The sequence below is a fragment of the Rhodococcus sp. JS3073 genome (assembly GCF_026810085.1).
GTDB lineage: Bacteria > Actinomycetota > Actinomycetes > Mycobacteriales > Mycobacteriaceae > Rhodococcus_F > Rhodococcus_F wratislaviensis.
Map to the genome: position 1 here is coordinate 807,988 of NZ_CP113952.1, position 20,070 is coordinate 828,057.

19 protein-coding genes, 1 tRNA gene and 5 pseudogenes are annotated in these 20,070 nt (G+C 64.8%); 14 read left to right on the forward strand and 11 right to left on the reverse strand.

Going from position 1 to position 20,070, the window contains the following annotated elements; genetic code table 11:
- Position 1 precedes the first annotated feature (1 nt).
- From OYT95_RS41575 to OYT95_RS41585, 3 genes are read right to left on the reverse strand one after another with little or no spacing between them, the layout of a single operon-like run.
- Positions 2 to 946: an ABC transporter permease gene (locus OYT95_RS41575; RefSeq protein WP_268792430.1), complete on the reverse strand. Its 945-nt coding sequence runs from the start codon at positions 944 to 946 to the stop codon at positions 2 to 4.
- Between the two features lie 16 nt (positions 947 to 962).
- Positions 963 to 1,943 carry an ABC transporter substrate-binding protein gene (locus tag OYT95_RS41580; protein WP_268792431.1) on the reverse strand — a complete coding sequence of 327 codons (981 nt, stop codon included), beginning with the start codon at positions 1,941 to 1,943 and terminating at the stop codon, positions 963 to 965.
- A gap of 18 nt (positions 1,944 to 1,961) precedes the next feature.
- Positions 1,962 to 3,362: an aminotransferase family protein gene (locus OYT95_RS41585; RefSeq protein WP_268792432.1), complete on the reverse strand. Its 1,401-nt coding sequence runs from the start codon at positions 3,360 to 3,362 to the stop codon at positions 1,962 to 1,964.
- A gap of 239 nt (positions 3,363 to 3,601) precedes the next feature.
- Here OYT95_RS41585 and OYT95_RS44925 point away from each other — a divergent pair, with 239 nt between their 5' ends.
- The 4 genes from OYT95_RS44925 to OYT95_RS41610 all read left to right on the forward strand — a co-directional run bounded on the left by OYT95_RS44925 (position 3,602) and on the right by OYT95_RS41610 (position 6,349).
- Positions 3,602 to 4,408 (forward strand): IclR family transcriptional regulator, encoded by an 807-nt coding sequence (locus OYT95_RS44925; RefSeq protein ID WP_442972585.1) that lies wholly within the window; start codon positions 3,602 to 3,604, stop codon positions 4,406 to 4,408.
- An 850-nt stretch (positions 4,409 to 5,258) separates the two neighbouring features.
- Complete coding sequence (locus tag OYT95_RS41600) at positions 5,259 to 5,582, forward strand: hypothetical protein (protein ID WP_268792433.1); 324 nt, start codon at positions 5,259 to 5,261, stop codon at positions 5,580 to 5,582.
- Positions 5,583 to 5,829: 247 nt separating this feature from the next.
- Positions 5,830 to 6,180 carry a hypothetical protein gene (locus tag OYT95_RS41605; RefSeq protein WP_268793292.1) on the forward strand — a complete coding sequence of 117 codons (351 nt, stop codon included), beginning with the start codon at positions 5,830 to 5,832 and terminating at the stop codon, positions 6,178 to 6,180.
- A gap of 95 nt (positions 6,181 to 6,275) precedes the next feature.
- Positions 6,276 to 6,349 (forward strand) — tRNA-Ile (locus tag OYT95_RS41610).
- Positions 6,350 to 6,521: 172 nt separating this feature from the next.
- Here OYT95_RS41610 and OYT95_RS41615 read toward each other — a convergent pair.
- The 4 genes from OYT95_RS41615 to OYT95_RS41630 form a co-directional block, all read right to left on the reverse strand.
- Complete coding sequence (locus OYT95_RS41615) at positions 6,522 to 6,815, reverse strand: DUF4193 domain-containing protein (protein WP_268792434.1); 294 nt, start codon at positions 6,813 to 6,815, stop codon at positions 6,522 to 6,524.
- A 235-nt stretch (positions 6,816 to 7,050) separates the two neighbouring features.
- Entirely contained in the window at positions 7,051 to 7,521 is a 471-nt protein-coding gene (locus OYT95_RS41620; protein ID WP_268792435.1) for a hypothetical protein, read from the reverse strand.
- 448 nt (positions 7,522 to 7,969) lie between these two features.
- On the reverse strand, positions 7,970 to 9,304 hold the full coding sequence (locus OYT95_RS41625; RefSeq protein WP_268792436.1) for a patatin-like phospholipase family protein: 1,335 nt from the start codon (positions 9,302 to 9,304) through the stop codon (positions 7,970 to 7,972).
- A 246-nt stretch (positions 9,305 to 9,550) separates the two neighbouring features.
- Positions 9,551 to 10,102, reverse strand: coding sequence for a TIGR03086 family metal-binding protein (locus OYT95_RS41630; RefSeq protein ID WP_268792437.1), 552 nt, complete (start codon positions 10,100 to 10,102; stop codon positions 9,551 to 9,553).
- Positions 10,103 to 10,295: 193 nt separating this feature from the next.
- On the opposite strand from OYT95_RS41630, the gene OYT95_RS41635 reads away from it, so the two are divergent.
- Together OYT95_RS41635 and OYT95_RS41640 are read left to right on the forward strand one after the other, a co-directional pair.
- A complete protein-coding gene (locus OYT95_RS41635) occupies positions 10,296 to 10,547 on the forward strand; it encodes a hypothetical protein (protein ID WP_268792438.1) in 252 nt (83 codons plus the stop codon).
- 925 nt (positions 10,548 to 11,472) lie between these two features.
- Positions 11,473 to 11,565, forward strand: a pseudogene (locus OYT95_RS41640) (hypothetical protein); the annotation flags it as partial.
- Between the two features lie 62 nt (positions 11,566 to 11,627).
- Here OYT95_RS41640 and OYT95_RS41645 read toward each other — a convergent pair.
- Positions 11,628 to 11,861 (reverse strand): hypothetical protein, encoded by a 234-nt coding sequence (locus OYT95_RS41645; RefSeq protein ID WP_268793293.1) that lies wholly within the window; start codon positions 11,859 to 11,861, stop codon positions 11,628 to 11,630.
- On the opposite strand from OYT95_RS41645, the pseudogene OYT95_RS41650 reads away from it, so the two are divergent.
- Positions 11,830 to 12,207, forward strand: a pseudogene (locus OYT95_RS41650) (Lsr2 family DNA-binding protein); the annotation flags it as partial. The gene OYT95_RS41645 and the pseudogene OYT95_RS41650 overlap by 32 nt on opposite strands.
- Positions 12,208 to 12,272: 65 nt before the next feature.
- Here OYT95_RS41650 and OYT95_RS41655 read toward each other — a convergent pair.
- On the reverse strand, positions 12,273 to 12,608 hold the full coding sequence (locus OYT95_RS41655) for a hypothetical protein (RefSeq protein ID WP_268792439.1): 336 nt from the start codon (positions 12,606 to 12,608) through the stop codon (positions 12,273 to 12,275).
- A gap of 40 nt (positions 12,609 to 12,648) precedes the next feature.
- On the opposite strand from OYT95_RS41655, the pseudogene OYT95_RS44930 reads away from it, so the two are divergent.
- From OYT95_RS44930 to OYT95_RS41670, 4 genes and pseudogenes are all read left to right on the forward strand, one after another.
- Positions 12,649 to 12,930, forward strand: a pseudogene (locus OYT95_RS44930) (Lsr2 family DNA-binding protein); the annotation flags it as partial.
- A gap of 50 nt (positions 12,931 to 12,980) precedes the next feature.
- Positions 12,981 to 13,064, forward strand: coding sequence for a hypothetical protein (locus OYT95_RS44935; RefSeq protein ID WP_442972613.1), 84 nt, complete (start codon positions 12,981 to 12,983; stop codon positions 13,062 to 13,064).
- 773 nt (positions 13,065 to 13,837) lie between these two features.
- Entirely contained in the window at positions 13,838 to 14,038 is a 201-nt protein-coding gene (locus OYT95_RS41665; protein WP_268792441.1) for a hypothetical protein, read from the forward strand.
- A 101-nt stretch (positions 14,039 to 14,139) separates the two neighbouring features.
- Positions 14,140 to 14,619, forward strand: a complete 480-nt coding sequence (locus tag OYT95_RS41670) for a hypothetical protein (protein ID WP_268792442.1) — start codon at positions 14,140 to 14,142, stop codon at positions 14,617 to 14,619.
- Between the two features lie 155 nt (positions 14,620 to 14,774).
- On the opposite strand, the pseudogene OYT95_RS41675 reads toward OYT95_RS41670, so the two are convergent.
- Positions 14,775 to 15,032, reverse strand: a pseudogene (locus OYT95_RS41675) (phosphatidylserine/phosphatidylglycerophosphate/cardiolipin synthase family protein); the annotation flags it as partial.
- A 195-nt stretch (positions 15,033 to 15,227) separates the two neighbouring features.
- Between OYT95_RS41675 and OYT95_RS41680 the strand changes: the two are divergent.
- The 3 genes from OYT95_RS41680 to OYT95_RS41690 all read left to right on the forward strand — a co-directional run bounded on the left by OYT95_RS41680 (position 15,228) and on the right by OYT95_RS41690 (position 18,966).
- The gene (locus OYT95_RS41680) at positions 15,228 to 16,307 is read left to right on the forward strand and encodes a tyrosine-type recombinase/integrase (RefSeq protein ID WP_268793294.1); all 1,080 of its coding nucleotides are present in this window, start codon (positions 15,228 to 15,230) and stop codon (positions 16,305 to 16,307) included.
- Positions 16,307 to 16,633 (forward strand): helix-turn-helix domain-containing protein, encoded by a 327-nt coding sequence (locus OYT95_RS41685; protein ID WP_169695589.1) that lies wholly within the window; start codon positions 16,307 to 16,309, stop codon positions 16,631 to 16,633. The genes OYT95_RS41680 and OYT95_RS41685 overlap by 1 nt, the downstream gene beginning before the upstream one ends.
- 1,103 nt (positions 16,634 to 17,736) lie before the next feature.
- Entirely contained in the window at positions 17,737 to 18,966 is a 1,230-nt protein-coding gene (locus OYT95_RS41690; protein ID WP_169695582.1) for a hypothetical protein, read from the forward strand.
- Positions 18,967 to 19,049: 83 nt separating this feature from the next.
- Here OYT95_RS41690 and OYT95_RS41695 read toward each other — a convergent pair.
- Positions 19,050 to 19,742: pseudogene (locus tag OYT95_RS41695) on the reverse strand (phosphatidylserine/phosphatidylglycerophosphate/cardiolipin synthase family protein); the annotation flags it as partial.
- Positions 19,743 to 20,070: the final 328 nt, after the last annotated feature.

The following is a 20,070-nucleotide window of genomic DNA, read 5'->3' on the forward strand; positions in this document are numbered from 1 at the left end:
TTCAGATGAGACTAGCAACGCGGTCCTCCTCGTAGAATTGGTTTTGTTCGGCCTGCCGACTCCTGCGCGAGCCACTGCCCGCCTTCTTGAAGCGGTGGAGATTGACTCGGGCTGCAATGATCACGATCACGATCAGGGCGACCAGTGCTTGCAGGTAGTTGGCATTGAGTCCCAGATCGAGCGCTGCGGAGACGACGATTCGGTAGACCAAGATTCCAAGGACCACGCTGATGAGGGTGGGCAGCACGCGACTGGAGTGCACGATGCTTCGTCCGATCATCACGGCGGCAAGGCCGATGACGATAATGCCATTCTGGATGGATACATCCATGAATCCCTGCTGCTGCACGACCAGCCCGCCACTGACACCGGCGAGACCGTTCGCGATCATGAGCCCGACCTTCTGGCGCTGCTCGGTTCGGATGCCGAGGCCGCGTGCAGTCTGGATGTTTTCGCCCGTTGCTCGCAGGGACAGGCCGTACTCTGTCTTGAGGAACCAGTTCAGGCCCAGAGTGATCATGGCGGTGATCAGAAGGCCCATGAGCAGCAAGGCGGTCGAGGACGAGAGGCCGAGATCGTGGGCCCAGGTGAATATCGTGTCCTGACCGAGCAAGGTGATGTTTCCGCTGTTCATAATGATCAGGCAGATCGAGTATGCCGCGGTTGTCATCACCAGTCCGGCGATGAGCACATTGAGCCTGAGCCGGAGATGCAAGAGCGCGGTTGCCAGTCCGGCGAGTGCGCCGCCTACGGCGCCAAGCGCCAGGCTGAGCACCGGAGAGAGCCCCGAGACTATGGACTGTGCGGTAATAGCGCCACCGATTCCGAACGACCCTTGGAGGGTGAGGTCTGGAAGGCTCATCACGCCGATCGCGATGTAGATGCCCAAAGCGAGCGGTGCATACAAAAGCCCTATCTGGGCTCCCACTTGGATGATGTCAAGCATGGTTAAAGTCCTCAGATCAGTACTTCTCGGTGGCTTTTTGCAGGATCGAGTCGGGGATCGTCAGCCCCAAACTCTTCGCCGTTGACAGATTGACCGCGTACCCGCTGATTGGCGGCAGAACGACGGGTGTGGTGGCCGGGTCAGCACCGGCGAGGATCGCGAGCGCGAGGTTGCCCGCCTCTTTACCGACTTCCTTGTAGTCGTATGTGGCGGCGAGGAGAGCACCCGCTTCGACAGCGCCGCTGGTGCCGCCAAACACGGGCAGTTCGATCTCGTTGGCAGCCTTGACCACGCCGCCGGCCGAGCCGATGACCGTCGTATCTCCCGGGATCTGGACAGCATCGGCTTTTCCTTGGAGAGAGCGCACCGCCTGGGTCACGTCAGCGGCGCTTTGGACCTGTGCGTCGACTGATCGAATCCCCTTGCTGTCGAGGTAGCGTTTCGCATCTTGCGATTGGGAATCCCCGGACGCGTCGCCCAGCTTCCAGACGACACCCACGCTCGCTATCGAGGGATCGATCTCGAGCATGGCGTCGATCTCCTCGGTCACCGGCAGTGCGTCGGACACGCCGGTCACATTCCCGCCCGGAGCGCTCGTCGACTCCACGAGACCGGCCTGTACCGGGGTGGACGAACCAGCGAACACCACGGGGATCTCGTCGGTCGCGTTCGCATGCAATTGTGCTGCGGCTGTACCTACAGGGATGAGGACATCACAACTCGAGCTGATGAACTGCTGGACGATGGTCGCCTCCGTTCCCGCGTCCCCCTGAGGGTTCTTCACCTCCAGCTCGAGTCCGTTGCGTGTCGCGTTGCCCAGGGCTTCGCGAAGCCCTTCCACAATTGATTCGGTGGGGGCTGCAGAAACGTACTGATCGACGCAGACCGTCTTGCCCGAGAACTCGCCACTGCCCGTGGTGGTGGAGTCCGTGCAGCCTGCGACGACTAAGGTCAGCGACGAGATACTCGTGGCCGCGATCAGGCGCGTGCTTTTCATGAACGGTACCTCTGGCTTCTAGTTTTTCGCTGAAAGGTTGTTGAGGACTTCGTCGAGAGAGAGCTGGATCGCCTCCACGGTCTGATCCAGCTGAGCTCTCGTGAAGGTGAATATCGGCGTCACACCGAATCGATCGCCCGACAGTCCGTCGCCGTTGTCGGTGAAGGTCGGGTTGACGAGAACGCCGCGCGAGCGGCACGCGGCCGCAAGACGCTTGGAGATCGCCACCTCCTTGGCAAACGGGCGCTTGGTCGTGCGGTCCGCGACCAGTTCGATTCCGAGGTGCATTCCAAGACCGTCGATTTCGCCAACGAGTGGATGCTCACCGAGCTGATCAACCAGGTTCTTCTTCAGGTAGTCACCGTTAGTGGCCGCCTGCTGGACCAGGTCTTGATCTTGGAGGCAACGCAGAACAGCGAGCCCCACTGCGCACGAGAGAGGGTTGCCTCCGTAGGTGAATCCGTGCTCCCATTGCCCGGTTCCCTCGCTCACCGCCTCCCAGATCTTGCGACGAGCAATCACTGCGCCCAGGGGGGTGTACCCGCTGCCGATTCCTTTCCCGCTGGTGATCATGTCCGGGACAACTCCCCAGTGGTCGACAGCGAAGTTGCGTCCGGTCCTGCCCATTCCTGTCATGACCTCGTCGGCGATGAGCAGGATGTCGTGTTTGTCGCAAACCTCGCGTAGGCGCGGCCAGTAGTCCGGGGGTGGCGTTGTGCCCATTGATGCGGCGCCGACGACGGGCTCGGCGATGAACGCTGCGATCGAGTTCGAGCCCTGACTGGCGATCACTGACTCAAGCTCGGCCATTAGGTGATTTGTGCATGTTTCGCCAGCTGCGCATTGTTCGCAGCGGTACCGATACGGGGCGGAGACATGAGGGAACGGCACCAAGAGCGGCTCGTACTCGGTGCGACGCCCTCGATGCCCAGTCGCCGACAGTGCGCCCAGAGTGTTGCCGTGGAAACCACGGTGACGTCCGATCACCTTCCACTTGTCCGGCTTGCCCGCCTCGACGAAGTACTTGCGAGCAAGTTTGATCGCGCTCTCGTTCGCCTCGGACCCACCCGAAGTGAACCGAACGTAGTCCAGGTCCCCAGGAGCAAAGTGGGTCACCTGAAATCCGAGCTCTTCCTGGGGCTGACTTGTGAAAGCGGCGGAGAAGCACGCCTGCGCGGCTTGCTCCTGCATTGCTGCGAGCACGCGCGGCACCGAGTAACCCACATTGACGACAACGGATCCGCCTGCCGTCGCATCCAGGTACTTGTTTCCCTCTGTGTCCCAAATGTATTCGCCAAAGGTTCGATCAACCGAGGGCCATTGATTCTTGAGGTCTCGGTGGAAAACACGGGTCTGGGTCACTCTCGGTGAGATCACGGTCTGTCTCCTCATGGTGGTGATTGGCGCGACGAGCAGCACCGCCAAGTGGTGTACGGAGCGTGTAAACCGGACGCTCCCGCGCTCCAACTCGCCATTGAGGACGAGTGAAGTGGTTCACAATCGCGGAGTCAAGGAGGCCGCATAAAACCCAAGGTTGAAGTTCCGCAATGTGGACTCATGTCGACGGTATGGCGGCCCCGCGCCCCGGCTACGCGCGGGATTTATAGGGCGTATGGTGCATATATTGACAGTGAAAGTCACTAGTAGGGGGTTTCATATTGCGAAATCACGAACTCGATGAAGCTGGGGAGCAGGGAGGCGCTGCCCTGCGTGGATCGCAGAGCGTCCGACGCGCGTTGGATTTACTCTCCCTGCTGGCATCCTGGGATCGATCGGGCGGCCTCTCGTTGTCCGCAATGGCCGACGAGTCGGGCCTGACCAGGCCGACCGTCCACAGGCTGGTAGCGGAACTTGTGAACGCCGGGTATGTGGAACAAGGCGACGACAAGCGGTACCGGTTAGGCACCCAAAGTCACACCGTCGGCAGAGCCGCGGAGCACAGACACGGGCTCAAACAGCAAACCCATGAATCGGTAGTACGGATAGCAAAGCTGTCGGAAGACTCCGCATTTGTATCGGTCCGAAGTGGCACACACTCCGTGTGCCTCCACCGTGAGGAAGGCGCCTGGCCAGTTCGGAGCCACGTGCTGCAGGCCGGCGACCGCCACCCCCTTGGTATCGGCGCTGCGGGACTGGCCTTGTTGGCTGCAGTCCCTCGCAACGTCGCGGCATCGCTGATCGCCGCGAACGAAGCTGAGATCCGACGGAGATACCCGCAAATCACCCGCGCCTACCTGCTCGACAAGTACGACGAGACCCGGCAGAACGGTTTCGCCCTCAACGAAGGCATGGTCGTCCAAGACTCATGGGGCATAGCAGTTGTAGTCCCGGACGCAATGGGAGAACCCACGCTGTCACTGAGTATCGCGGCCGTGGCGTCACGAATGACTCCAGAGCGACAGCCTCGTCTGGTATCGATCTTGCGGGAGGAGGCTCGCCGAATAAACAACCAGATCAAAGCCTGATCCCCGCATAAGCCGTATCCACTTTCCCACCAATCGGCGATCCTGCGGATGCCGAATTGCTTCATGGGGCGTACCTGTCTGGTGCTACGGTCGCTTCGACTGGCGGCTTGCCCCACAGTATCTGCCAGATTTTGGGTGGCGCCTTCGCGCTTCCTCGCACCGAGACGCACGCAGTCCTGCTTCCGTCGCCAGGGTCTAGGCGAGGCGCCCCGGTCGATGACTCTTGGCGGTGGATTCGGCGGTGCTGGCCCGCAGCACTGTGGCGGCGAGGTCGAAGGATGCCGTCGCTCCGGTGACGGGGCCGTAGACCGCGAAGTGGTGCAGTAATTTCTCCGGTCCATGGCACGCCAGGTCGGGACGATCAAGGTCTGGCTGAGCGGGGCGCCGCCGACGAAGGCCGTCGTGATGGCAACCGTGGCGGTGTCGATGGTGCGGGTTGCGTCCAAGAGCCGCTGGTCGACGAGAAAGAGTGATCCGTTTGGAGGCCAGGGCGATGCGGCGACTCCAAATCTGTTGCACCCGAACGGTTTGGGTTGGTGCGGGTGATTGACGATTGGTTCAGATGCTGGCTGCGCTCGGCCGCGGTGGCAATGTCGTCGCCGTGTTGGACGCGACGTTCGGCGAGGAAAACGTTGACGCATTGCTCGGTCCGATCGCTGTCGCGCGAACGCAGCACGTCGGTCGTGTGTTGCCGTATTTGGGTGGCCGCCGACGGCCCCATGACAGTCTATTGCTTCGGCGGCGTTCTCGATCGCGGATGGTGTTCGTGCAGGTCAGGTCGCGGACCAGGACGGGTGGTGCTTATGCTCGATTTCGGGAGTGTCGCCGAGCGAAGAAGAGGTGCAGCAACATGGCCCGAAACAGCGGCAATCGGCCGGTCGGTGGCCCGGAGTTGACGGTCGGTGTCCGGGTGCTGGTCCGCAGGAGCGCCGGGGCCGATCTCACCGGTGAGGTGGTCGAGGATTATGCGGCGGTGACCGATCCCGGCGGTGGTGGGCACGAGTGGCCGCCGGTGCATCGGTGGGCGGTCGCGCTCGACGACGGGCGGCTGGTCTTCGCCGACACGGAAGACCTGACGATCGATCCGGGCTCCTACCACTCCGCCCCGGACCCGAGCTCGGGCCCGGGTTCGGGTTCGGTCGTGTGGACGCCCGGCCGACACCGGGGAGAGTGATCGGCGGCAGCCGCCTCGTGGCAAGTTCTGGGCGGCGTCAGGCATCGTGCGCACGAATTTTGCTAGCAGTCAGTCGATTATATGAATGACGCGGGTGAGGTCGAAGGGGTACGTCGATCGCACCGCATGATTTGTCGGGGATGCCTCAGTCGTGGCATTGCGGCACCGGAGGTGTTTGCGCTGTGGTGTTGTTCGGAACTGATGTTTCGGGCTTACCGTGTCCGGTATGAGAGGTGATGAGGCTCGCGTGGCCCGGGACTTCGCGGGGTGGTTGTCGTCTCAGGGGTGGGTGGTCCGTACCGAGGTGGATTTCGTCGACATCGTGGCCGAGAAGGACGGCCACCTGCTTTACGCTGAGGTCAAGGGTGCGTCGACCGCCGAGCCGGGGTTGGATGTCGATACCGCGATCGGGCAGCTGGTGAGGCGGATGCCGAGCGAGCCGGATCAGGCGGTGTCGTTTGCGTTGGTGGTTCGTGACGAGCGGCGGTCGGTGGAGGCTGCGGTGCGAGCGCCTCAGCGGGTTCTCGATCTGTTGGGGATGGCGCTGTATGCGGTCGACGAGGACGGTGGCGTGCGGCAGATCTTCGGCCGCATCTGAGGCTGTTCCCGGCACAGGCGGGGGCCACCGGCCAGCGGGGTGGGTGGCAGGCAGCATCACCACGCCCCACGATGGTGGGGGTAGTGCCGGGTGATGGGGCGGTAGCTCAGTCGGTGAGAGCCGTGGACTCATCATCGGTTGGTCGCGGGTTCGAGCCCCGCCCGCCCCACCGCGTTCATCGCCAGCGCGCCCGAAAAGTTGAATGAACGCGGTCAGGTCAGCCGTACCGGCAGATCGAGTGTGCGCGAGACGGCGAAGGTTGGTCCTCCGTTCGGGGGGTGGCGCCGGAGGATCGCACCGTGTCTATCGGAAACGTCCGAGTCGTCGGCTGCTCCGGCGTTTTAGGCGCAGTCCCGGCAGATCCGCTGCGCGGGGTCCGCGAGTCGGCTGCGGTGATGGACGAGGAAGCAACTGGTGCAGGTGAATTCGTCCGCCTGCTTGGGGAGGACGCGGACGGTGAGTTCTTCGCCGGACAGGTCGGCGCCGGGCAGTTCGAAGGATTCGGCGGTGTCGGTGTCCTCGACGTCGACAGCGGGGGACTGGGTGTCCTTCCGGCTGGCGGTCAGCTGTTCGAGGGACGCGTCCGTCGACTCATCGGATTCGGTGACTCTCGGGGCGTCGTAGTCGGTGGCCATGCCTGCTGCTTCCTCATGTTCTGGGTTCTCGGACCGCCACCCTAGAGGGTCCGGCGGCGCGACACGCTCTAGGGGTCTGGCGTGCGGTGGACTCAGGCTCCTGGGGGTGCCGGCGGGCACGGTCCACACAGGGAACCGTCCCCGGAGTGTGTCCGGGGACGGCGGGACGGCGAGGTGTTGTGTCACTCGGGGACCGCTTATGAAGCCAACCGTTCGGCTGCCTGCCGGGCTAGCGTCACGACTTCGGCGGTGTCGCCGTCGAGCAGGGCCTGTCTCGGGGTGCGGTCGTCGAATTCCGGTTGTGGACTCGACATCCACGAGGCGATGGTCCAGGCCTGAAGGCGTCGGCGGACGCCCACGCCTTCAGGACGTCTTTGATTCCCACGATCGGGACGTGCGGCGCGGTGTCGGTCAATCCGCCCGACCAGTAGCCGATCGTCCAGTCGGCGGCCTCGAGACGCAGAACCCGGGAGTCCCTGACGGCTTGGCTGAGGGCCTGCTTCGTCCAGTCGGTGGCGTCGACGGCCTGCTTGTGGGTCAAGATCGCGCCGATGTGGTTCTCACAGGCGCGACGGGCCTTGAGGTTCGAGAGCACGTTCTTCACGCCCGCGGCGACGTATTTGGCGTCGACGTCGTCGAGTTGCTCCGCGGCCATCCCACTGGCGGTGAGCTGGTCGTCGACGACCTTCTTCAGTGATGTGCTCATGCCCCCATGACCCTCGGTCAAGCAGGTCAAGTCAAGAGGTCAAGTAAATCGCTGTGCGGCAGGGCCCCAGTGATCTGAGCAGGGAGTTCTTCAGAAACAGCGGGTGGGGGGAGTACGGGCAGGGTGAGGTGCACGCTCAGAAGCGCCGTCCACAAGCACCGTCGCGTCCCTTGCACGGTGGGAGGCTGTTCGTTCCGGCCCACTTCCGCTCCCGCCGTCGTTCACGATCCGTAGGCCTTGCTGATCCGCGCTGAGGGACGAGTCGTCGTCGAGGGTCCATCCGGTGTGACCGATGATCAGTCGATACGGCTCAGTGACCCGTTTGGCCGCGGGGTCGCGTCGACCGGTGTGGAGGGTGACGACCGTGCGGTCGGCGGTTTCGTCGGGCCGGTCGAAGATGCGCAGGGGTGCGTAGAAGACAGGGCGGTGCGAGCAGATGGGAATCCGATCAGGCAGTGTCGGTGGTCTCGGCGCCGATTCCTGCGCCGTGCGTCTGCATTGCGGCGTGGACGGAGATCCGCTGGGGCGGGACGTGCTTCGGCGCTCCGGTGAGCCAGGGTGGTTGGTCTGCGCCTGCCAGGAGCAGGTGTGCGTCCCGTTGTCCCATACAGATTGCGGCGTTGATGAATCCGCGGTCGAAGAGCAGGTAGCTGAGGAGGTCTCCGCGGCGGGCACCGTCGCCACCGAGCAGTCGACCCAGGAGCAGTAGGTCCGGATTGCGAAGCATGCGCCATGCGCCGGCCGGCCACCGGGTCCGGTCGTCGAATGCCTCGGCGGCGAGGGCGCCGAGACAACCGCGCGTCTCCGGGCCGAAGAACAGGTAGGGCACATCGACGTAGTGGTGGTGCCGGCCGGCGCCGGTCCGGCGACCATCGGCGACGAGCTCGTTGATCTTGCCGAGCGTGCGCAGATCCTCGACCATCCGATCGACCAGAGCGGCATCGAGCACCCGCACGACCATGTCGTCGACATCCGGTGGTCCCGGCTCCTCGCCGGTGTTTGGCATTTGGGGGTAGACCGCCGGGTGGGTGGCGACGACGACCAACTTGTGCGCGCCCAGGGACAGCGCCGGTTTGAGTGGGGCGTTGAGCCGGATCCCACCGTCCGCGTACCAGCCTCGCGCATCGTTGGGGGTGGATATCTCGACCGCGGGGAACAGTGCCGGAATCGCGGCGGAGGCCCGGACGTGCTCGGCGGTGACACGCACATCGCGGTAGTCGATCGCGCGGTTGGCGTCCGGCAGCGGGAGCGGGTCGGCACCGTTCCTATCGACGAAGACCACCGTCCGGTTGTTGGCGGCCGAGGTAGTCACCACCGCCAGCGACGTCCGTCGGTCGTCGAGGTTCGCTGCGAGCTGTCGCCAGTCGACCAATCGGTGTGCGGTCCGGGCCAGTGGCGTGGTGTCGACCAGACTCGTCAGGCGAATCCCCGGTATTCCGCAGAGCTGACCGGCCCAGCGTGCGATCGTGGCGGGTCCGCTGTACATCAGTGGCCGGAACACGTCGTCGATGTCCACGCTCCGCCAGACCGCGAGGGCGGCGGCGGCCTGCTCGTCGGCTGGCAGGTGGGCACCGGCGGCGAACAGCGTCGCATTGATCGCTCCGGCGCTGGTGCCGATGAACAGATCCGGTGTGATGCCGCCCGCGCGCAGGAATGGAACGGCGACGGACAGAACGCCGGCCTCGTAGGCTCCGCGCGCTCCGGCACCGGCGACCACCACGGCGACCCGGGACGGATCGGGGCCTGGCCCTGGATTGAGGTTGTGCGGTTCGTGCGGTTCCATCGTCGATCCCCTTCGTCGTGCTGATTGTCCGGTCTGTGCTCGAACGGTCGGTGCGGCGAGGCGCGGCACCGGACGGAGTGGGGCGCCCGGCTGCCTCTGCCGTGTCGGTCTGGCCGTCCGGGTCGGGGATGACCGCTGGGGCGACATTTAAACCCTGACCCGTCCCGGCGGGCCGGCAACACCTTCTCCCTCAGCGCAGCCGATCTCGCCGCGCGGCGGACTCTGTGCGCCACGCAGTTGATTCTGTTAGGTGGCGCGGCCCAGGAAGTTCAGCAGCTGGGTCTGGGCGTCGGCGTTGTCTGTGGGTGCCACCTTGGCCCCGAAGGCGTGGGGGAGCCGGATCCGGTCGTCTTCTGCGACCAGAAAGGTTCGGGCCAGCTCGACTGCCTCGGGATCGAGGTGTTCGTCCTGCCCGGTGGCGCGCGCGAAATCCCAGGTATGTATCAGCGTGTCGGCGCACGCCATCCGCCGGACGAATTGCTCGAATGGCAGGTTGCCGAACTCGGCTCCCAATGCCTGCTGGGCGGTCGCCTTCGACTGAAGGGCGGCCTGTACCTCGGCCGTCGCATCCAGCCATGCGGCCACCACGTCCTCCCCAGCGGTTGGCACCCGGGGGTCATTTCCCGTGAGCCCTGCGCAGGCCCGTCGGTGGTTGCCCACCACATGGGCGGCGACGTCCCAGGCGGTCCAGCCTGGGCAGGGGGAGGCCGAGTTCCAGCGGTCCTGCGGGCAGCCCAGGAGACGATCGGTGAAGTCCTGCGCCACGCGCGCGTACAGACTGGTGATGGGCGATCCCATCCCCACACCGTACGTCAACCGCACCTCACCGAATCTGTGCTGGTAGAGGGCATTCATTGCGCACGCGGCGACCCGCACCGGCCGCCGCTGCGCCTGAACCGGGAGATCTTCCGCTCCCGACACGGGGGCTTCGGGGCCGGGTGCCGAGTCGTGACGATGTGCCCCGAGGCCTTGTCAGCGCTGGAGGGAACAGGTGCGATGGGGGCTGACCGCGGTGTATGTCGGTCTGTTCGTCGGCGCCGTGGTTGCCGAGGGAATACCGCGCGGCCAGGACATCGCACCGGACCTGATCATCCGCACGCGACCGTTGGCCGACAAGTCGTGGACGGAACTGGTGCTCGACGAGGATGTCGAGGTGGCGGTCCTGCGGTGGCCAGCGGAACATCATCGGGCTCGGCCAGGACGCCTAGCTGATGGCGTGCACGTGGGTGGGACTACGCGCTGACCCGCCGAACCGCGACCGACATCGTGACCCGCACGATCGTCGCACGGGGGCCTGCATGACGAGTGCCGGCACGGATGCAATGAACTCGCGCTCATGCTGGTCGACGGACGAAGAACCACCGAGGCTGATGGTGGTGCGGTCGGCGCCGCTCGATGCGGACGGGTGGGCCCGAGAGATGGTGCTCGCCTCGCTCGGTCACGATTGTCGATCTGACATTGGGATAGCGCGGCGACGTACGGGCTGACGCCAGCTGATCGGAGGGAGCTCCCGCGGTTTCTCGGTCGGCGCGCGCCCCACTGTTGTCGCGAGGGGTGGCCGTCCCGGTGCCTGTTGATCGTCGCGGTGTGGTGTCGAGTTGTCTCCGCTCGTGTGCACGGTGCCGCAGTCGGTTTCGGGTGAACTGTGTGTGAGTACGGTGCGGAAGAGAATGATGCCGGCTGTGGGTGACCGCACTCCGAATGTGGTGGCACGGCCACGACGGCGTTCTCCGGGCTGCTGGGGATGTGGCCGGCGCGAGGCCTTCGCGAGGTAAGGTTCGGTGCCGCTGTGGCCCGAGTCCGGGAGGCGCTGCACCGCCGGAATTGCGGCACAGTCTTCGGTGAGCAGGTGGTGGGCCGTCAGGCGCACACCCTGCTCGGCATCGTGAACACCGAATTCGTCAATGTCGACAACTTCAATGCCGCAGCTGCCGAGGCAATTTCGGGATTCCGGTGGAGAATAGGCCCTGTCGGGGTGAGTCGTGCTCGTCCTGCATGAAGCTCGGTGCGATGTGATTTTGGGCTCGAAGAGGATCGTGTGTGGTCTGTCCCCATGGACAATGTGTTGAGACGTTGAATTGTTAGTTCGGTGAGCTTCCTCATTTCCGGGACCAGCCTGCCGTTACTGTGTGCGTTCGACGATTGCCCTGACGTAGAAGGAGAGCACGATGGCGGTATCACCGAGAATTTCCCAAGGTTCGGCGAAGGGGACAACCAAGGAGATCCGCGAGTGGGCGATTGGAGAGGGTCGCGAAGTGTCTCCCCGCGGCCGGATTTCGGCCGAGATCGTGCAAGCTTTCCGTGACGCGCAGGCGACGAAGGCTCAGGCAAAAGCGGCGCCGGCGAAGAAGGTAGTCGCGGGGAAGGCTCCCGCGAAGAAAACGGCCGCCAAGAAGTCTCCGGCGACGACGACAGGGCCGAAGAAGACGGCTGTGAAGAAGGCGGCGGCGGGGAAGTCGCCGACGACGACGGCAGCGGCGAAGTCGACGTCCGCGGAGAAGATAGTCGCCACGAAGGCACCGGCGGTGAGCCAGACTCCGGCGAAGACGACGACCAAGGAGATTCGCGAGTGGGCGATCGGAGAGGGCCGCGAAGTGTCTCCCCGCGGCCGCATCTCGGCCGAGATCAAGCAAGCTTTCCATGACGCTCAGGCAACGAAGGCTCAGGCAAAAACGGTGCCGGCGAAGAAGACGGCCACGAAGGCTCCGGCGAAGACGGCCGGGCCGAAGAAGACGGCTGCGAAGAAGCCGTCTGCAGGGAAGGCTCCGGCGAGGACGGCAGGGGCGAAGTCGACGTCCGCGGAGAAGATTGTCGCCACGAAGGTTCCGGCGGTGGGCAAAGCTCCGGCGAAGACGACGACCAAGGAGATTCGCGAGTGGGCGATCGGCGAGGGTCGGGAAGTGTCTCTTCGAGGCCGGATTTCGGCCGAGATCGAGCAAGCTTTCCATGACGCTCAGGCAACGAAGGCTCAGGCAAAAGCGGCGTCGGCGAAGAAGACTGCCACGAAGAAAATAGTCGCGGGGAAGGCTCCGGCGAAGACGACAGGGCCGAAGAAGACGGCTGCGAAGAAGACGGCTGCGAAGAAGACGGCCGTGGAGAAGGTCGTCGAGAAGGAGGCTCCGGTGAAGGGAGCGGCGGCGGGTACGGCTCCGGCGAAGACGGCCGCGGAGAAGGCTCCGGCGAAGAAGGCGGCTGCGGGGAAGTCGCCGGTGAAGATGGCAGGGGCGAAGTCGACGGCCGCGGAGAAGATTGCTGCCACGAAGGTTCCGGCGGTGGGCAAGGCTCCGGCGGTGTCGACGATCAAGGATATTCGCGAGTGGGCGATCGGAGAGGGTCGCGAAGTGTCTCCCCGCGGCCGGATTTCGGCCGAGATCGAGCAAGCTTTCCATGACGCTCAGGCAACGAAGGCTCAGGCAAAAACGCTGCCGGCGAAGAAGACGGCCACGAAGAAGGCTCCGGCGAAGAAGACGGCCGTGGAGAAGGCTCCGGTGAAGAAGACGGCAGCGGGGAAGACGGCAGGGGCGAGAACGACAGGGGAGACGACGGCCGTGGAGACGACGGCCGCGGAGAAGGTTGTCGAGAAGGAGGCTCCGGTGAAGGGAGCGGCGGCGGGCAGGCTCCGGTGAAGAAGACGGCCAAGGAGATTCGAGAGTGGGCGATCGGGGAGGGCCGTGAAGTGTCCTTCCGCGGTCGGATTTCGGCCGCAATCGTGCGTGCCTTCCATGACGCTGCGGCGAAGTTGCCGGCTGTGGGCGGCTGAATCGAGTGGTGTCCACTCTTGAGCGTGACCCACCGACTCCGGGGTGCCGGGTTCTCTGAATCCGGCGGACGTTCGGTGGACGAACCCTTGCCTGTCTCTTCGAAGCCAGGCTCACCGAAGATGAGCGCGCCGGTGTCACAGCCATGAACGCGGGCGGACGGTCGGTGCGAGTGGTACGGGAGGGTGCATTCACGAGCGCTGGTCGACAGTGTGCACCGAGTGGCCGATGGGAGTTCCGCTGGCACCTGCTGGGTGAGTGTCGGTGCCGAGAACTGTCTCCCGTACCAAAACGGCGACCATCGGTGGCCGAATCGCATTGACGGCGACGACGCTCTGATCGATTCGGTTCTCGGCGCCCCGGGGACTTACCCGTTCCACTGCAAGCTGGAACGTCTCGTCTTGGTCGAGTCCTGAATTAGCCAAAAATACGCCCTGAGCTGCGCAGATGACACGTTCCTCTTTCGGGGATGATTCTCGGCGGTGCAGGCCGGTGACCGGATCGCGGATCTGGGCGTGCGGCTCGGTGTCGAGGCCACGGCCTTGGGGCCGATTTCGGCCTCGGCGCGAGGTTCTCCTGGAGCGGTGTCGAATACCGCACCGCGAATGTCCTTACGGCGCTGAGTGGCTACTTGGGTTTGTCCTCGGACGCCTGGTCGTTGTCGCCGGGCGATCCTGACGCACGGCACTGGTGACCGGGGTCTGGCCTGCGTGGGTCACCTCGCCGCCGCGGGTTGTGCCATGCTGGGAGCACAGAGTCGAAGTCGGGGGACAACATGACTGTTCATACGTTGGTGCGTTCCACAGGCAGGCGCGGCTGGACGTTGCGGTGCGATGTGTGCGAGCACACCTTCGTCGCTGCCGTCGCTAGCAGGCCCGAGGCGGTGGCCTTCGCCGAGACGAACGGGTGGATCGTCGGCGAGCGCACGTGGTGCCCGATGTGCGCGGCGACCCACACCGCCCGCCGCACCGCCTGAATCGCCAATCCACGGCCCCGCCCCGGAACACCGGGTGGGTTGCCGGGCTGTGAGGATGGACTCGAACATTTGTCGTCTTGCGTTGAAGGGAACAGGGTCTGATGGGGGAGCTGGCCGCGGCGAGCAAGGTCCACGTGATGGTGTCGTACTGGTGGAGCCGCGGCGACGGCCTCGCCAACCACCAGCTCGGCCAGATCCTCACCCGCGCAGCAGGTGTGGACCAGGTTAATCTGACCGATTCGCAGTCGATCGACCGGGCCTTACGTGTCGCAACCGCCGATCCCGCGGCGCTGGCCGAGCTGGACCAGTGGTGGCAGATGGTCGAAACCCGGCGGGCCGGCAACAGCACCCGTAAACCGGTTCTGGGCCTGGAGAGGTCGATTCGGTACCTGATGGACCGGCTCGACGCCGCCACCATCACGCCGGAGGCGCTCGGCGAGTGCCGCCGGCAGGTCGCTGCCGTCGATCAGACGATCACCGGTGCGAAGGACCTCCGCGAACTCGCGCACCCGGACGCCGAGATGCTCGACCTCCTCGCCCGCTACCTGGAGGCACGCTCCCGGGTTCTTGCTCTGGCGTGAGCGCACCGGGTGAGCTGGGTTGGCGCGGGTATCCGGAGGAAGCGGAAACGCCGTTCTTGCCTGTAATGCTTGGATGTCTGCCTGTGTTGGTGGGTGCGCCGATCACGCGGGGACGTGTCGTTCCCGCTGGTAGGCGCGGTATTGGGTCGGGTGGTTCAGAGGTTCCAGAGTTGGAGCAGAGCGGTCCGCAGGCTGGGGGAGGCGATGCGGTGGTCGACCTGTAGCCGGGGATTGGGGTGTCCGAGGTCGGCGAGGGTGTGTTCGGCGTCCGGTACCGGGATGGGGGAGAGGTCCGCTCGGCTGCGCAGGAGGTGACCGATGGCGCCGTGGGCGTGGAGGATCGTGATCGCCTCGGAATCCACCACGGCCGGTGGGTAGATCCATTCGTTGTCGGCGGTGACGAAGATCAGGACAAGCCGGTGGAATTGCATCTGATGCAACATTGCGCAACAGGGCGGACACGAGCATCAGCGCTGTTCGAGGCATCGTAGCGCGGTTCTGTCACGAAGAGGATCCGAGTGGTGATCTGCGCGAATTCACGTACGCATCATTGATGCATCTGATACAACAGACTGGTGAACGTGCCACTTCCGGGTTCTGCGCGTCTTGTGTTGGCGGATAACGTTGTCCATTTCGATCCTGAGCCGGCGATCCTGGCGGCGATGTTGGAGGGTTGGCGGCGGCAACAATCCGCTCGGTTTCTGCGAGAAAGCACCATGCTGAGGCGGCGACGATTGATCAGCCGACTTGTCGAGTTCAGCGGTTTGTACCCCTGGCAGTGGACGCCGGCCGAGGGTGAGGCGTTCGTCGACCATCTGCGGAATCTGGACCCGCCGCGTGCGGTGTCGACAGCGCGGAACTACGAGGTCGAGATCAATCTGTTCCTGGAGTTTCTGCTCGATCCCCGTTACGGGTGGGCCAGCGCATGTGAGGAACGATTCGGTGAAGTGCCGCAACAGATTTTCCATGACGGCAACTCAATCGTCCATCGAAGCGAGTACGAGGGCGATCCCCGCCGGCGCCCCCTCACCTACGACGAGATCCAGGCGTTGTTCGACGCCGCCGACGCTCGGCCGGGCAAGATCGTCGGCCGGGGTGTGAAGGGTGGTTTGGGCGTTGCACGGGACGCGGCGGTGCTGAAGTTGGTATATGCGTTCGGCCTGCGGCGTACCGAGGCCTCGAAGCTCGACCTGGTCGATCTGCGTCGCAATCCGAGGATGGCGCAGTTCGGTCGGTTCGGCAGCGTGATGGTGCGCTTCGGCAAGTCGTCGAAGGGATCTGCGCCCAAGCGGCGGTCGGTGTTGCTGGTTCCGGAGATGGACTGGATCATCGAGGTGCTCGAGCAGTGGCTGACCGAGCTGCGGCCGCGGTTCTCGCCAGGTGCGCATCCGGCGCTGTGGGTCACCGAGCGGGTGGGCCGGTTGCAGCCTCGCTCGATCAACGACGCGTTCGTTGCGGCGAAACGGGACGCGGGCTTGGACGAACATCTCGACGTCCATTGCCTGCGTCATTCGGCGGTGACACACTGGACCGAATTCGGCTATCCCGCAAAGTTTTCCCAGGAGCAGGTGGGGCATTCGCATGCGGCGACGACCGCGATCTACACCGGGGTGTCCAACGAATTCCGCAACCAAATGCTGGTGGCTTCACTGAAGGGCCGGCTCGGCACCGACTGGGATGTGACGTGATGAACAAGAAGATGGGTTACCGCTGGCGGCTGCGGGATTTGATGGCCGATCAGCAGATGTTCCAGACCTCGAATCTGGTGCCGCTGCTCGCCGAGCGTGGCATCACCTTGTCCCGAGAACAGGTCTATCGGCTGGTGACTCAGCCTCCGCAACGGCTGAGCATGGATGTGCTGGTCGCGCTCTGCGACATCCTCGGCTGCACGCCGAACGACCTGATCGAACCGGAGGTCGTCAACCAGCAGATCCGTAAAACGGTTGGTGCTGAATCCGATTCGATCAGTATCGAACCACGTCGAAGCGTGATCCGAAGGCCTGGTCGAAAGTGACGCCCCGGTCTACTCGGAGCGGCGAACTGTTGTCCGAAGTTCGGGAGCGCTTGATCTGGGTGCTACGGGAGGTCGCCGGACCGGGTATGTCCGCCGAGATTGCGCAACGTCTGCTGCAGCAGGCTCATGCATGGGAAGTGGCGAACGCCGGCGAGCTGGACGTGTACCTCAGCGAACACCGCGACGCGTTCATCGCACCGTCGCCGCATTGTCCGCTGACGGTGCTGAGGTTGTTGACTCTACTGACCGACAACGGGTTCGGCGACAAGGTGGTCCTGCTCGGATGTGTCCGCTGTGGCCGCACCGACAAGCTCCTCAAACGCCGCACACCCGAGGGCAGGTGCTGTGAGCGGTGCATGGAACGGGTCGAGCGGCGAGCGTGCGCGCGGTGCGGCCAGATCGGCAGGATTGTCGCCCGCCGCCAAGAGGGCCGGATCTGCCGCGCGTGTTACAACCTCGAGCCTGCTCGGCGGAGCGAGTGTTCACGGTGCGGTAAGTCGGCTGAGATCATCAGCCGCAGCGAGGACGGCTCACCGCTGTGCAACCGGTGCACCTCACGTCCGAAAAAGCCGTGCGTGTACTGCGGCCGAGTACGGATTGTCTGTGCCAACACAGACAAGGGACCCGTGTGCAAGAACTGCCACACCAGCGCGCCTCGACTGTGTGGAATCGGTGGACAAGTACGCACGATCGCGCGTCGCGGTGACGGCAAGGGCCGTCCTGATGTGTGCCAGCGCTGTAGTCGCGAGGTCGGCGAATGCGCGGGGTGTGGTCGGCAGCGTTCCGGGGTGCGCTACCGCGGCGGCCCGTTCTACTGCAGCACCTGCTACCCGAAATCGAAGCGATCGTGTGCGATCTGCGATGAGATGAAAACGGTGTCGGCGGTGTGGCCCGTGGGCCCGGTCTGTCAGCGGTGCTACCGAACCCGATTGGAACTACCTGACACCTGCGCAGAGTGCCAGGCCACCCGGATCCTGGTCTGTGTCAACGAGGCCGGTGATGCTGTGTGCACCCGATGTGGTGGAGTCGATCTGAATTTCGCCTGCAGAAGCTGCGGCGAGGAGGGCCCAGGGTTCCGTGACGGCCGATGCGATCGGTGCCTGGTGCTCGCGAAGATCACCACACTCCTCGGCGACGAGGGGTCGGTGCCTGATGCCCGCATGAAGCCGATGTTCGACGCGCTCGCCGCGGTAAGCCCGGGCAGTGTCCATACCTGGGCGGTCAACGACGGGTCGGTGACCGGATTAGCCGAGCTCGTACGAGCGGGCCGCGGTATCACCCACGAGGAGATCGACAAACTCCCGCAGAACGCTCGAACCCACCACATCCGTGCGGCATTCGTCGCCGCCGGAGTTGTGCCGCAGCGCAACGAGGCGTTGGCTCAGCTTCAACTCTGGGTCGATCGCATCGTGCCCACGCTCCCAGCCCAGCATCAGCCCGTCATCCGCGCCTACGCCGAATGGCACATCGTGCGCCGCGCCCGTCTCCGGTCGGCCCGCCGACCCTTCCGCCCGGGCGCGGATGCCGCGAATCGGCAACGGATCCAGTGCGCCATCAACTTCCTGAGCTGGCTCGCCGATGCAGGGTCCTCAATCGGAACCCTGGCCCAGCACCACGTCGATACCTACTTCGCCACCGGCCCCTCCAACGCGAGAGCGTTGGGCACCTTCCTGGCCTGGATGCAGGCACGGCGCCTGATCACGGGGATCGAGATACCTCGCGAGAAGGACGGCCTCCCGCAACGATTCCAGGATTACGAGGACCATGCCGAGCAACTTCGGCGGTGCCTGACCGACGACGAGCTGCCGCTCGAGGTTCGCATCGTCGGCGCTCTGATCCGGCTCTACGCCATGCGGGTGACCCGTATCGTCGAGCTGACCTGTGACCGCTTCCACCGCGACGACACCCACGCCTATCTGGTGATCGAGCAGAACGCGGTCGTTCTTCCCCCGTCGCTGGCCGCCCTGTTCGACGAGCTGATCCGACGAAGGCGATCCGGCGGCCGGGCGTACTCGGGTCCGGGGGTGCCAGCCTGGATGTTTCCCGGCAGGCCGCCGAGTCGACACCGCAACACAACGGCCCTGCAAAGAGACCTGACAAAGTACGGGCTGCCGACGCTGACTGCCCGCAACTCGGCGATGATCGCCAACATCAGCGACCTGGAACCAGTCGTGGTCAGCGATCTGTTCGGTGTGGCTGCGAAGACCGCACACAAATGGGCCCAATTCGCTCAAGCCAGCTGGGCCACCTACCTCGCCGCCCGATCCGCCGACACCCAATCTCGGCGACCGCGGGTCAGCGCTTCCCCCCTCCATCCGCAGTCACCCTGCTGACGGTGTTCGAACACGCCCCGCTAGACACAACGCGCAGAGATAATCCCGGAATAGCGCATCAATTGAATACCTACCCTCCGCCAGATGTCACCACGCTCGAGGCGGCTGTCGGACTTGTCGTGGCGGAACCATTCGAGCTGGTACTTCGCTGCCGGCCCGGCAGGGCCGCGGCGGTGGCGGGCCTCGGCGGCCCAGGCGTGGTGTTCGGTGGGGCCGGGTTGGTAGTCGACGATGTGCCGCAGAAACATCCGGGGGATGGTCGCGGGCAGGAACCCGGGGTCGGCGCGCCCGCGGCTCGTGACCCCGGGCAGTGGTACCGCCCGGCCGATCTGCCATTCGGCGGTGGCGTTGTCGAGGAAGGTCTGATCGACCTCGGTGATCTCGTCGATGTCGTCGATGAACCTGCGGACGGCGGCGACGATGTCGGGGTCGTCGGTGATGACCGCGGCCTCGTCGGCGAGGGTGGAGCTGTGGGAGGCGTTGGCGGAGCCGATGGCAGCCCGCCGGTCGGTGGCGATGACGTTGGCGTGCAGGTTCGGTGACGACAGCACCCGCACCCCGGCGTCGACGTAGTAGGCGAGCGCGATCGGGGAGGTGGCGTGCGCGCGCACGGCGGCGCGGGAGGCGTTGACGATCAGGACGTCCCCGGCCCGCAGCGGCAGCAGGGTGGGCGCGTCCTGGCCGAGGTGGGCGATCGCGGCACGGCGGGGACCGCGCGTGCGGATGGCGCGGGTGATGTGCGGCCACGGACTCGGCCCGTGGAAGGCGGTCCCCATAATCAAATACGGTAGCGGGTAAGAACGCCGGGTTTGGTGGATCCCGAATCGCGGGGCATCGGTGGCCGTCATGTGTGAATGACCGTATGCAGTCGTGTGACATGCGTGTGTGCACGTGCGGATTAACCTGTGCAGCTGTCACGTCCCGGGTCGGCACCTCCCGCGCTGACGGGGCCTCGTTAGTGTGGTGCTACACCCAATATTGAGGGTATGCACTCCGATTTCGATGTCCTCTCGGATTCGCTTCCGAGTCCGGCCACGCCGCGCTCTCCGGGGTTGGCGGGCAAGCTCATGTGATCGCGTGGTTTGGGGGTGTCCCGTCATCGGG